This window comes from Burkholderia reimsis (assembly GCF_003294055.1).
In the GTDB taxonomy this organism is placed as follows: Bacteria; Pseudomonadota; Gammaproteobacteria; order Burkholderiales; family Burkholderiaceae; genus Burkholderia; species Burkholderia cepacia.
Map to the genome: position 1 here is coordinate 169123 of NZ_QMFZ01000011.1, position 12648 is coordinate 181770.

Sequence of the window (12648 nt, forward strand, 5' to 3'; positions counted from 1 at the left end):
GCGAAATTAGCACTGCGTGGTTAGTTGCAGCGATGCTCCGGTAGTTTCGGCCGCTGCAGCGAAAACGGGGCTCTTCCGAGCCCCTTTTTTGTTTGGTGTGCGATTTCGCTCGCCAAGACCGAATGACGTTGGAAATGATGGGATCTATGGATTTGGACCAGATTGTCGCCGACGCGCAGCAGTCCTTCGAACAGGCTGCCGACATCACCACGCTCGAAAACGAGAAAGCACGATTTCTCGGCAAGTCGGGTGCGCTGACCGAGTTGCTGAAGGGCCTCGGCAAGCTCGATCCCGAAGCACGCAAGACCGAAGGCGCACGCATCAACGTCGCGAAGCAGCAGGTTGAAGCCGCGCTGACCGCACGCCGTCAGGCACTGGCCGACGCGCTGCTGAACCAGCGCCTCGCCGCCGAGTCGATCGACGTGACGTTGCCGGGCCGCGGCGCCGGTGCAGGCAGCCTGCACCCCGTGATGCGCACGTGGGAGCGTGTCGAACAGATTTTCGGCTCGATCGGCTTCGATGTGGCAGACGGCCCCGAAATCGAGACCGACTGGTACAACTTCACATCGCTGAACAGCCCGGAGAACCATCCGGCGCGTTCGATGCAGGACACCTTCTACGTCGAAGGCAAGGATGCCGACGGCCGCCAGCTGCTGCTGCGCACGCACACGAGCCCGATGCAGGTGCGTTACGCGCGCATGAACCGTCCGCCGATCAAGGTGATCGCGCCGGGCCGCACGTATCGCGTCGACAGCGATGCGACCCACTCGCCGATGTTCAATCAGGTCGAGGGGCTGTGGATCGACGAAAACATCAGCTTCGCCGATCTCAAGGGCGTCTATACCGACTTCCTGAAAAAATTCTTCGAGCGCGACGACATCCTCGTGCGCTTCCGTCCTTCGTATTTCCCGTTCACGGAACCGTCGGCCGAGATCGACATGATGTTCGAGCAAGGCAAGAACGCCGGCAAGTGGCTCGAGATTTCCGGTTCGGGGCAGGTGCATCCGACCGTGATTCGCAACATGGGCCTCGATCCCGAGCGCTACATCGGCTTTGCGTTCGGCAGCGGCCTCGAGCGCCTGACGATGCTGCGCTACGGCGTCCAGGATCTCCGGCTGTTCTTCGAGAACGACCTGCGTTTCCTGCGCCAGTTCGCGTAACGCCGCGCGCCGCGCCGACCTGTGCCCGTGCACGCCCCGACGGACGATCCGGCGGGGCCCGGGCGTCGATCTAACCTGTTTCGAACGTAGACATCCATGCAATTCCCTGAATCCTGGTTGAGAACCTTTGTCGACCCGCAGCTGACGACCGACGAACTGTCGCACGCGCTGACGATGGCGGGGCTCGAAGTCGAATCGCTGAGCAAGGCTGCGCCGCCGACGTCGAAGATCGTCGTCGGCCGCGTGCTCGAAGTCGTCAAGCATCCGGATGCGGACAAGCTCAATGTCTGTCAGGTCGATGCCGGCACCGGCGCGACGCTGAATATCGTCTGCGGCGCACCGAACGTCGCACCCGGCATCAAGGTGCCGGTCGCGCTGGTCGGCGCGGAACTGCCGCCTGCGGAAGAGGGTGGCAAGCCGTTCGCGATCAAGCTGTCGAAGCTGCGCGGCGTGGAGAGCCAGGGGATGCTGTGCTCGGCACGTGAACTGAAGCTGTCCGAGGATCACAGCGGCCTGCTGGTGCTGCCGGAAGATACGCCGGTCGGCCAGGACATCCGCGAGACGCTCAATCTCGACGACACGATCTTCGAAATCAAGCTGACGCCGAACAAGGCCGACTGCCTGTCCGTGTTCGGCATTGCGCGCGAGACGGCCGCGATCACCGGTGCGCCGCTGACGCCGGTCGATATCCGCCCGGTGCGCGTCGAACTCGACGAAACGCTGCCGGTGCGCATCGCCGCTCCCGATCTGTGCGGTCGCTTCTCGGGGCGTGTGATCCGCGGCGTGAACGCGCGTGCGAAGACCCCGCAGTGGATGGTCGAGCGCCTCGAGCGCTCCGGCCAGCGCAGCGTATCGGCGCTCGTCGACATCTCGAACTATGTGATGTTCGAGCTCGGCCGCCCGTCGCACGTGTTCGATCTCGACAAGATCCACGGTGGCATCGAGGTGCGCTGGGGCAAGCGCGGCGAATCGCTGAAGCTGCTCAACGGCAACACGGTCGAACTCGACGAAACGGTCGGCGTCATTTCGGATGACCGCCAGGTCGAGAGCCTGGCCGGCATCATGGGCGGCGACAGCACGGCCGTCACGCTCGATACGACCAACATCTACCTGGAAGCCGCGTTCTGGTGGCCGGACAGCATCCGCGGCCGCGCGCGCAAGTACAACTTCTCGACCGATGCGGCCCATCGCTTCGAGCGCGGCGTCGATTACGCGACGACCGTCGAGCACGTCGAGCGCATTACGCAACTGATTCTCGAGATCTGCGGCGGCAAGGCCGGCCCGGTCGACGATCAGTCCGTGAACCTGCCGCAGCGCGCGCCGGTGAAGATGCGCGTGTCGCGCGCGAACCGCATCATCGGTGTGCAGATCGGCGCCGACGAGATCGCCAGCATCTTCACGCGCCTCGGCCTGCCGTTCGAGCGTGAAGGCGACGCGTTCCTCGTCACGCCGCCGTCGCATCGCTTCGACATCGAGATCGAGGAAGACCTGATCGAGGAGGTCGCGCGGATCTACGGCTTCGAGAAGATCCCGGCGCGTCCGCCGGTCGCGACGAGCGAAATGCGCGCGACCAACGAGACGCGGCGTTCGATCCACGATGTCCGTCACGCGCTCGCCGCGCGCGACTACGCGGAAACCGTCAACTTCAGCTTCGTCGATGCGGAGTGGGAGCAGGATTTCGCGGGCAACGACCAGCCGATCCGCCTGCTGAACCCGATCGCGAGCCAGCTCTCGGTGATGCGCACGACGCTGTTCGGCAGCCTGATTTCCGTGCTGCGCCACAACCTGAACCGCCGCGCAGATCGCGTGCGCGTGTTCGAGGCTGGCCGCGTGTTCCTCGCCGATGCGTCGGCGAAGGCCGGTGAGCTGACGGTCGAGGGCTACGTGCAGCCGAAGCGCGTCGGTGCGCTTGCTTATGGCCCGGTGCTCGACGAGCAGTGGGGCGTGACGACCCGCGCGGTCGATTTCTTCGACGTGAAGGGCGATCTCGAGGCGCTGCTTGCGCCGGCAGCTGCACGCTTCGTGAAGGCGGAGCATCCGGCCCTCCATCCGGGGCGCAGCGCGCGCATCGAAGTCGACGGCCGTGCGGTTGGCTGGATCGGCGAGTTGCACCCGCGCCTGATGCAGAAGTACGAGTTGCCGCACGCTCCGGTGATGTTCGAAATCGACGCGGACGCGCTGATTGCGCGTGCGTTGCCCACGCCGACCGAGGTGTCGAAATTCCCGCCGGTTCGTCGCGATATCGCCGTTGTCGTCGATCAGGCGGTCGAGGTTCAGGCACTTTTCGACGAAATGAAGAAGGCGCTTGCCGAAGAGGCCTGCCGATTCGTTCAGAAGGTTGTACTCTTCGACGAATTTCGTGCAAAATCAAATACTTCCGGTGGCCTTGCCGCGCACGAGAAGAGCCTTGCCTTCCGCGTGACGCTGCAGGACGCGGCTGGCACGCTACAGGACGAGGTCGTCGATCAGGCGATCCAGGCGCTGGTCGAGCGGATGGCTCGCACCGGTGCGCGCCTGCGCGGCTAAGGAGGAGGTCCGCCCGCTCGCGGGCGGCCTTTTCCGATCGTAATTTGATTTAACGCGCTGTATGGCAGATATGAACGACATGACCTCGAGTGAATTCGAAGCCCTCCTGACGGCGCAACGCAGCGCCATGAACCGCGATGCTTCGGCGCCGGCGTCCACCGAGACGCCCACGCTGACGAAAGCGGAACTGGCGGAGTTGCTGTTCGACAGCGTCGGGCTGAACAAGCGTGAAGCGAAGGACATGGTCGAGGCGTTTTTCGAGGTGATTCGCGACGCGCTCGAAAACGGCGAAAGCGTCAAGCTGTCGGGGTTCGGTAATTTCCAGCTGCGCGACAAGCCGCAGCGTCCGGGCCGCAATCCGAAGACGGGCGAGGCGATTCCGATCGCCGCCCGCCGGGTGGTAACCTTCCACGCGAGCCAGAAGCTGAAGGCGCTGGTCGAAAACGGCGCGGAGTAAGCCCCCGCGCGCTGACGTCCCCGCGCGGCCGCCGCGCACCCTTTACCGACGGTTAACCGACGATGACCACTACGGTTGAGAAAGTCGTCTTGCCTCCGATTCCCGCGAAGCGCTACTTCACGATCGGTGAAGTCAGCGAGCTGTGCGGGGTCAAGCCGCATGTGCTGCGTTATTGGGAACAGGAATTTACTCAACTGCGGCCGGTGAAGCGGCGTGGCAATCGTCGGTATTACCAGCACCATGAAGTGCTGCTGATCCGGCGGATTCGCGAGTTGTTGTACGAGCAGGGATTCACGATCAACGGCGCGCGCAACCGGCTCGATTCGCCGGGCGGCGAGCGGGCCGCGCCGGCACCCGTCGAGCCGGAGGCCCAGGCCGCCGATGCGCGCACACCGGGCAAGCCGGGCGCAACCGTCGACGTAATTGCATTGCGGCAGGCGCTGCTCGACGTGATCGACGGACTGAAGCACGACTGAGCGCGAAGTACGAAGGATGAAATGAAAAGCCCGGTTGGCGACCCGCCACCGGGCTTTTTGCATGCGCGTCTTACATGCACATCAACGCGATGCGAGCGGATTCTTTTGGCCCATGTCGACGACCAGCGTGCCGTCCGGCAGCATCCGCACGGAACCTTGAGCGACCTGGCTGCGGTAGCCGTACAGGTCGAAACGCATTGGGCCGGCCTCGGCCGAATTCCTGATCAGCGCGCGCACGTTCAGTTCGAGCACGTTGAACATCTTCATGTCGCCGCCTTCCATCCACATGTAGCTCGGCGCATCGATCTGCGGCCGTTGCGGCGCAGGCGAGCCCGCCAGACGCCTGAACGTGAGGCGCAGTCCGTCGCGCTCGACGGTTGCCTGGCCGAGCTTGCCGTTCAGCACGGGGGGCGGGAACACGGTGTACTGGTCGAGCACGAGCGTGTCGCCGCGCAGTTCCGCGCCGCGACGCTGCAACGGCGTCAGCGAAGCGAGCTCGATGCCGAGCGAGCGCAGCAGCTTCGCCTGCGGAATCCCGAGTACCGACACCTGGGATGGCTTGAACGCGAGATGCCGATCGTCGAGCACGGACAGCGAGCCCTTCATGTCGGTCGGCAGCCAGACGCCCGGCACATGGTTCCACAGCTTGATGCCGCCCTGGACACGCAGGTTCGTGCCGTCCGCGCTCAGCTGCAGGTCGTTGAGCGAGCGCGGCGAGTAGTCGAGCAGATAGTTGTTGAAGAGCGCGGACATCGCCTTCCACGATTCGACGACCGTGCCGCCGAGAATCCGGATGTCGTACTGGTTCGGGTCGTCGAGATCGACGGGTTCGCCGGGCCGCTTCGATACGAGTTCCACGTCGAGATCCTCGACGTGAAAGCCGATATCCCCGGACAGGTTGAAATCGACGTTGCGCAGATGGATCGTCGGGTTGCGGTTCGACACGTGCCGCTCGTTGAACGGCGTGGTCGACGTGCGCCGCATGGCGACCTTCTGCATGCCGGGGTGAGTGGCGTTCGCCGCGAGTGCGTAGGCTTCCCAGTGCTGGCGTATGTCACGCAGCGCAGTCTGCTGCGCGGCGAGAAAGCTGTCGTTCAGGCGCGCGGCCGCGTTGCCGAGCAGCGCACCGCTGGCCGGGCCCGTGTACGAAGGCATCCGGATCGCCATCGCACCGCTTTCGTCGAAATTGAAGTAGCCGGCCGACACCTGGTCGCGATAGTGGTACAGGTCGAACACGAAAGTCTGGTCGCGCTTCGCCGGATCGACCGGGCCGATCAGGATGTCCGCGTTCATCGGCATCGAGCGCATGAACTTCACGTCGCCGCCTCGAATGTACATGGCCTGCTGGGGCGCATTCGCAGGCATCGCGAAGCCGGCGTGCGTGCCGTCGTCGAGCTTCAGGTCGAGGCCGGCCGGTGTCACGCGCACCGCGGTGATCGTGAGTTTCAGGCGCGGCGGCGGCATCAGCTTGTCGACCGACATCACGAGATCGTCGCCGGCGAGTTGCGCGATCGGCGTCTGGACTTTCAGCAAGTCGGCCATTTTCACGTTGGCCGCGCGCATCACCGGCTGCGCGTTGATGCCCGATACGCGCACCCCCGTCGGATGGAACACGAGCTGGCTGCCGTCGCGGATCGCGAGCGTGCCGGTCAGCGAGAACGGCACCCAGCCGTCGCGCTGCATCTCGCCTTGGAGATGAATCACGCCGTCGCCGGCCAACACGGCGAGCTTGCGCAGCGGCGCGTTGCGGTAGCCGAAGATGTAGGTGTTGAAGAGCGCGGTCAGCTTCGCGTTGTCGAGCGTGACCGTGCCTTCATGCACGTCGATCTCGAAACTCGTCGGATCGTCGAACACGATCGGCGCGCCGGCCTGCGTCGGCACGAGCGTGGCGGACAACTGATGGATGAAGAAGCCGAGGTTGTTGACGATACGGAAATCGACGTCGCGCAGGAACGTCATCGCGCCGTTCTGGCCCGAGTCGCGCAGCGTGAACTGGCGCGGTTGCGTCAGGCTGATCGATGTGAGCGACGGCACGGTACGTGCGAGCTGCTGCTCGCGGGCGAGGCGCTCGGCCTTGGTGCGTTCGATCTTCGTCGACGCGACCGACGTGTTGCCGTCACGCTGCGCCGACGATTCCGCGCAACCCGCACAAAGCAGCGCGAGCGCCAGCATGCCGCAGCCGAACACGCGGGATGGTCCGGGCGAGACAGGCCGGGCCGCGCGTTGCGGGCTGGAAATCCAGTCGAAAATTGCCAAAGGCGAGCGATGGCCGCGCCGGACCGCATTCCGCATCGTCTGTCTCCATGTCTTGTCGTGATCGACGGCGGTGCGCGGCACTACACGGCGCGAGCGTCGATGCCGTGCAGTGTGGCATAGCACGCTAGAGCGGCGTTACCAAACAACGGGCGCCCGGGCAGAGTGGGCCAGCATGCTGCGGGACAATGGATTCGGGGTGGTCGGGCGCGCGTATCAAACGGTCGTTTGGTTCGCGCGGCCCGCCCCAGGCGGCTTTCGTTGCGACCGGGAAAACTCGCCCAGGCCTTGGCTGGTAAGGGTTCCGCCGGATAAGAGGTGCAGCGGCCGCTGCGATAGAAGCGCAGATGCGATCCGGCCCCGTCGAAGCGGTCCGCGGGTCAGACCAGCATATGCTGCCGGATGGCGTTCAACGTCGTCTGGTCGAGTTGCAGGCCGTTCGCGATATACGACGTCATCGAGCCGTACGACGCGGTGACCTGATCGAATGCCGCCTGCAGATAGTCAGCGTGCGCGCCCTGCAGCGCGGTCATCATGTCTGCCGCATTTTGCCCGCCGGCTTTTTGTGCCTGGGCAATCGACGCAGAGATTTCCGACGCGCTGTAGGCGTTGGTCAACAGGTAGTCGGCGAGTATCGTCTGCCCGGAGATGCCGAGGATCGTGTGCAGAATGGCGGTGGCCCAGCCGGTGCGGTCCTTGCCGGCCGTGCAGTGGAACACCAGGTTTTCGCCGGAGGCAGCGAAGCCGGTGAAGAGTGCACGATAGCTGGCATGCGCGGAGTCCGACGTGACGAACGCACGATACATGCTCAACATGAACGCTGTCGCGGTGGCGCCGGTCGTCGGGATCGGGGTGATGCTGGCGGCTCCGAGCACGTTGAGGTTTTGCCATGTGGCACCGGCCAGCGGCGCATCCGGTTGCGTCTTGATCTCGGCGGGCGTGCGCAGGTCGCAGACCTGCCTGATGTCGAGCGTGCCGACGGTGGCGATGTCGGCGGCGGACAACGCGAGCGCGGATGACCGGTAGATCACGCCTTTCTTCATCTTTGCGCCGCTCGTCGTTACATAACCGGTTCCGTCCGGGCCGGCCGTGTCGCGAAAATTCGAAGCGGAACCCAGCCGCGGCGTCGCGACCGGCGCGACCGAAATCGAGTCGCCTCCGCATGCCGACAGAAATGACGCGCTCCCGAGCGCCGCACCTATCGTGCCGGCACCCAGCCGGAGAAAATGTCGACGGGAAATTTCGTTTTTCTGATGCATTCAATGTCCTTTGTCGGAGAAGGTTGCAAGCGGTCGCGACCGCGGTGGTGACCGACGCCGCCTCTTGTCTCGCGTGCGACGCGGCAAAGCCGGGCAGGCCGGATCGATCGGCATGCAGTCGAGCGGACCGCCCGCGCGCATCGGTCTCGCGCCGGGTAAGCGCACGGTAGCGACTTGCGGCGAATCGGCCATCGTCCTTTTCGATTAGGGCGGAATGCGGGATACCGATAGCGGATGTGCGTCGTCGACGGGTAGGATCGGTGGCAGCGGCGAGGTAAGATCGGCGGCAGTGGCTGTATCGACCAAAGTACAAGTAGCCATCACGGGGAAGCGTCATGGATCTCAAGGAAGTCGACGTACTGGGTGCGGGCGTGGGCGATCACTGGTACTACGCGTCGAAGGCGCGTGCGATCCGCCGGTTCCTGGGTGCATCGGGCGCGAACCGGATACTCGATGTCGGTGCAGGCTCCGGCTTCTTCTCGAAGCACTTGCTCGAGCGTACGCAGGCGTCGGAGGCGTGGTGTGTCGATACGAGCTACGCCGACGATACCGACGCGGAGGCGGCCGGTAAGCCCATCCACTTTCGGCGCTCCGTCGAACGATTCGATGCCGATCTCGTGTTGCTGATGGACGTGCTCGAGCATGTCGACGACGACGTCGGGTTACTCGCACGTTATGTGGCGGGCGCGCCTTCCGGAAGCCGGTTCCTGATCACGGTTCCCGCGTTCCAGTTCCTCTGGAGCGGCCATGACGATTTTCTCGAGCACAAGCGCCGATATACGCTCGGCAGTCTCGAGGACGTGGTGCGCCGCGCCGGGCTCGACGTCGAGCACGGCGCCTATTATTTCGGTCTCACGTTTCCGCTTGCGGCAGCGCTGCGGCTGGGTGAGCGGGCGCGTCGGCATCCGCGCGAGCCGGCGTCGCAATTGCGCCGTCACCATCCGTTCGTCAACGGCTTGCTCAAGACGATCTGCCGGATCGAGTTGCCCATGTTTCGCTTCAACCGCGTCGCCGGCCTGACGGTCATCTGTATCGCGCGCAAGCGCTGACTGCGATGCGCGGGGCCGTGCGGCCGGTGCGAAGGTCGCCGTGTCATGCCCGGCGTTGGCTGCATCGGCGGCGTCACGCCAAAAAATTTCACAAGAACGTTCACAAAATGCATGTGACCCGTTCTAAATCGGAAAACTGTCTGTTATAATTTTTTTCTTTCGGGGCGTAGCGCAGCCTGGTAGCGTACCTGCATGGGGTGCAGGTGGTCGGAGGTTCAAATCCTCTCGCCCCGACCAGTAAAATCAAGGACTTACGGTGAAAGCCGTAAGTCCTTTTCCATTTGGGGCGGATTTTGCCCCCACATTTGCCCCCACACATTGAGTGGTTCTCGCGGGAACGGCGCGGAACTTCCATCGAGCTATGCGGCGTCCGGATCGGAATTCCGGTTGTAGCGACTTCGCCGGCCCCCGCACAACTTGCGCAGCACTGTTGACGTTGCCGCTGGCGTAAAGCCGGTCACAAGTCACTCCAGCCTTTCTGCCTCAATTGAAAGGCGACCGACCGGGGCGTCACATTTATTGTGAGCGCTGTCGGGGGCCGCATCCAAATGGACCCAGAAAATGAAATCGAAGCCCCTTTCCTCGAGGCGCTCGAATTGCGCCTCAGCTGCGGCAAGCTTCAGCAGGCATTGAGCTTGCCAATCCAACCCTACCACGAACCATTTCCACGAATTGTTCCATCCACGCCACAGGATGGCGCCGGCGCTGCAATGATCGTGTGCAAATTTCTGGATCCGCCGGTCGGTCACTTTCGCATCGTCACGCGAAATGGATCCAGATATGCGGATCGCGACCGTGTTCGCCGCATCGTCACGCGCGAGATATACGTCCGCAATGCCACCCAAGTGCCGACGAACGCTTTCGAGATGCTCGAGCTCCATATCTGCGTCCACTGGCATCGCGCCGCACAATACATATTCGCCCTTGTCTAGGGAATCTTCGATCTCCATGATCGTCACTCCGCTGATGTTTCGCCGGACACGTGAAGCGACTGACTGGATGCTCCGGCGTAGGACAGGCGGCCAGCGACCATGCGACGGCGTGCTGCCGTGCTAGGTGTCGGGAGAAAAGTCAGAAGTCGCCATGCACCGTCGACGCGCAGCGCTCCGGTGTGCGAGTCCAGATAATGGAATCTCGGGAGAGGTCGATATGCCGGTCTAGGCCGAGCGGCAAGAATGAAACGTCGCCGGCCCAATTCCTTGTGAAAATTGCAGCGGCGCTCGCGTGTTTCTGCGCAAAGTCGGCAAGCACTTTCTCCACCGCGAGCCATGCGTTCGGTAATAGCCCGCCAGTGATGCAGATGACTAGACAGTGCGCCACGGTGTCGGTGGCAAAATAAACGTCGACATTGACCTGTTCGGTCAACTTGCTGGCGAGGTTTTCGGCGTGTGCATGGCGAAAGTGGGCACCGACCGGTAGCGCGCCGCGGAGTATGTAGTTGGCCATGGTTTCCTCCGGACCGATCCACCACTCGTGCGAGCAGGCATAGTGGGGCCTCGCTCGACAACGTGCGGTAACATCGAGAAGTCAAATGGTATGACGAGATTAGTACTCGTTTGTACCATTGTCAACGCAAAAAACATGACAAATGGATGATTTCCCGATACGCCTCAAGCAGGAACGCAAGCGCATGCGCTTGACGCAGCCCGAATTTGCAGAACTGGGTGGGGTTCATAAGCAGGCTCAGTTTCATTACGAGCGAGGGACGCGCCGACCGAATTCCGATTACCTCGTCGGACTGGCGTCTGCCGGCGTGGACGTGTACTACCTGCTTACTGGGCGGGTCGCGACGCTCGCATCGACTGTTGAAGAACAGCAAATCCTGTCCAGATACAGGGCCCTCGACCCAGATCAGCGCATTGCAATGCTGGCGCTTATGGACACCATGGGTGGATCAACTCACCGTGCGAAACAGAACGGTGATTCGTAGGGCGGCTAAGAAATCGGCACGTTCACGGCCCCGTACGATCTGACGATCGCGACCTGTAGAAGAAGTTGGGGCGCCGTGTAAGACCAACGCCTCTTCGGCGAGAAGAAGTCCCGTCAGCTGACCTGCCTAGGAACGACGATCGGCTTCTTCGACGCAGCTGTCCGCAACCGCGCAGCACTACCATGGTGACGGGCGTCATTGGATATAGGCGCTTTGGTGGCGGTATTACCTGCGATGGCCGGACGCGATGTACTTCCTAATGTGTGTGCCGCTGACCATTGACATAGGTTGTCGGGATGGGGATGGGGGCTATTGCAGGGCCGAGGCACAGCCGGACAGTAGCCGAACTACCACAGGTCGGGAAGCGGCGTTCCATCGCTCGAACTTCTATTCCGCGCAACTCATATGTGCATGGCGCCGAAAACCGGCGGTAGCCTATCCTGCCGTCACTCATTTTTCATCTTGTTTTCTCTGCGGAGCGTGACTTCCGTATGCGCGATGTGCAGGCCATGTGCATTCTGAAACCGCGTCCGTGTAATTGCCGTGTGCGGCGCGTTTGACGCAGCGGTATGAAGAAGCGAGCCGGGCATTCACGATCGCATGATCCCGAGCGCATCACGTGTAAACGCGTGGAGAATGCCTGAACACATGTCTTGAGCGATTGGTGCGTCCAACGCACCGCGTCGCGTCGTGCCGGTGATACTCGAGTTTGGTCCGCAGTGGCGCGACGGTGAATGTCTGCGGAACGCCGGTGCACGCGTGTAGTGTTGGCGTTGAAAGGGCCGGGCAGAAGAGGTGAATGCCGAGTACGCACCGGTGGCATCGAATGCGTTCTGGATTGCTCTTCAGCGCGAATCGACGGGCAGCAGCGCTCACTGCAATTTGTGTCCATACGTGCGCGAATGAGAAGCCAGATGACGCGTCTGACGAGAGAAAAAATATTTCTTGTTCCATCATATTCCTATGTATTCCTCTAAATTCCGTTTGCTTCGAAAACAACATAGAACGAGGGTTGACGGAGCGTAAACGCGTGCGCAAGATGCAGTGAAGGGTGTGCGTCGGAGGTCGTCATGTCGGTTGCCAGGAAATTCACTCGAGGGCAATGGGAAGCGTTCGGTCGCAGGCTGGATGCGCTGCCGGAGAAACCGAAAGACGCGCAACCTGTCAAGGTGGGGGACGGTGTCAAATCTATACAGATACAGATCGTGGCGGCGCGGGAGAAGGGATATACGTTGTATGAACTGATAGAGCAGGCCGCGCAAGAAGGCATCGACGTGAATCTCAATTCGCTGAGATATGCGATGCGCCGTGCGGACGGAAAGGGAGGGGTTCGGCGAGGCAATCGAGACGCGGCACGAGAGCAGGCGACAGCGCCTGCTCGAGGCAGGAAGTCAGCACGGGCCAATGCGTCACGCGATAACCCGCCGCGCACGGGATTGCAGCAGAAAGAGAACACGGGGACAACCAGGCCGGGGCAACAGGTACAGGGCTTTCTTGGATTTCCGATCAGCCCGGATACCGAGAACTTGTAGAGGTCT

At 62.6% G+C, this 12648-nt stretch carries 11 protein-coding genes and 1 tRNA gene; 8 read left to right on the forward strand and 4 right to left on the reverse strand.

The window, feature by feature from the left end; translation table 11 throughout:
- The first annotated feature begins 146 nt into the window (after positions 1 to 146).
- From pheS to DPV79_RS15595, 4 genes are all read left to right on the forward strand, one after another.
- A complete protein-coding gene (gene pheS / locus DPV79_RS15580; protein ID WP_021162419.1) occupies positions 147 to 1160 on the forward strand; it encodes a phenylalanine--tRNA ligase subunit alpha in 1014 nt (337 codons plus the stop codon).
- A 96-nt stretch (positions 1161 to 1256) separates the two neighbouring features.
- Positions 1257 to 3686 (forward strand): phenylalanine--tRNA ligase subunit beta, encoded by a 2430-nt coding sequence (pheT, locus tag DPV79_RS15585; protein WP_113045815.1) that lies wholly within the window; start codon positions 1257 to 1259, stop codon positions 3684 to 3686.
- Positions 3687 to 3756: 70 nt separating this feature from the next.
- Positions 3757 to 4143 (forward strand): integration host factor subunit alpha, encoded by a 387-nt coding sequence (locus tag DPV79_RS15590; protein ID WP_006486093.1) that lies wholly within the window; start codon positions 3757 to 3759, stop codon positions 4141 to 4143.
- Between the two features lie 62 nt (positions 4144 to 4205).
- Positions 4206 to 4619 (forward strand): MerR family transcriptional regulator, encoded by a 414-nt coding sequence (locus DPV79_RS15595; RefSeq protein ID WP_027787702.1) that lies wholly within the window; start codon positions 4206 to 4208, stop codon positions 4617 to 4619.
- 81 nt (positions 4620 to 4700) lie between these two features.
- On the opposite strand, the gene DPV79_RS15600 is transcribed toward DPV79_RS15595, so the two are convergent.
- Positions 4701 to 6911, reverse strand: coding sequence for a hypothetical protein (locus DPV79_RS15600; protein WP_113045834.1), 2211 nt, complete (start codon positions 6909 to 6911; stop codon positions 4701 to 4703).
- A gap of 341 nt (positions 6912 to 7252) precedes the next feature.
- Positions 7253 to 8113 carry a tyrosine-protein phosphatase gene (locus DPV79_RS15605; protein WP_341867605.1) on the reverse strand — a complete coding sequence of 287 codons (861 nt, stop codon included), beginning with the start codon at positions 8111 to 8113 and terminating at the stop codon, positions 7253 to 7255.
- Between the two features lie 353 nt (positions 8114 to 8466).
- Here DPV79_RS15605 and DPV79_RS15610 point away from each other — a divergent pair, with 353 nt between their 5' ends.
- Together DPV79_RS15610 and DPV79_RS15615 are read left to right on the forward strand one after the other, a co-directional pair.
- Positions 8467 to 9180 carry a class I SAM-dependent methyltransferase gene (locus tag DPV79_RS15610; protein ID WP_048025582.1) on the forward strand — a complete coding sequence of 238 codons (714 nt, stop codon included), beginning with the start codon at positions 8467 to 8469 and terminating at the stop codon, positions 9178 to 9180.
- A gap of 160 nt (positions 9181 to 9340) precedes the next feature.
- Positions 9341 to 9417, forward strand: a tRNA-Pro gene (locus tag DPV79_RS15615).
- Positions 9418 to 9644: 227 nt separating this feature from the next.
- Here DPV79_RS15615 and DPV79_RS15620 read toward each other — a convergent pair.
- Together DPV79_RS15620 and DPV79_RS15625 are read right to left on the reverse strand one after the other, a co-directional pair.
- Positions 9645 to 10130: a hypothetical protein gene (locus DPV79_RS15620; RefSeq protein WP_113045817.1), complete on the reverse strand. Its 486-nt coding sequence runs from the start codon at positions 10128 to 10130 to the stop codon at positions 9645 to 9647.
- 121 nt (positions 10131 to 10251) lie between these two features.
- On the reverse strand, positions 10252 to 10626 hold the full coding sequence (locus tag DPV79_RS15625; RefSeq protein WP_113045818.1) for a hypothetical protein: 375 nt from the start codon (positions 10624 to 10626) through the stop codon (positions 10252 to 10254).
- A 142-nt stretch (positions 10627 to 10768) separates the two neighbouring features.
- Here DPV79_RS15625 and DPV79_RS15630 point away from each other — a divergent pair, with 142 nt between their 5' ends.
- Positions 10769 to 11110: a helix-turn-helix domain-containing protein gene (locus DPV79_RS15630; protein WP_113045819.1), complete on the forward strand. Its 342-nt coding sequence runs from the start codon at positions 10769 to 10771 to the stop codon at positions 11108 to 11110.
- 1070 nt (positions 11111 to 12180) lie between these two features.
- Positions 12181 to 12642 carry a hypothetical protein gene (locus DPV79_RS15635; RefSeq protein ID WP_113045820.1) on the forward strand — a complete coding sequence of 154 codons (462 nt, stop codon included), beginning with the start codon at positions 12181 to 12183 and terminating at the stop codon, positions 12640 to 12642.
- Positions 12643 to 12648 lie beyond the last annotated feature (6 nt).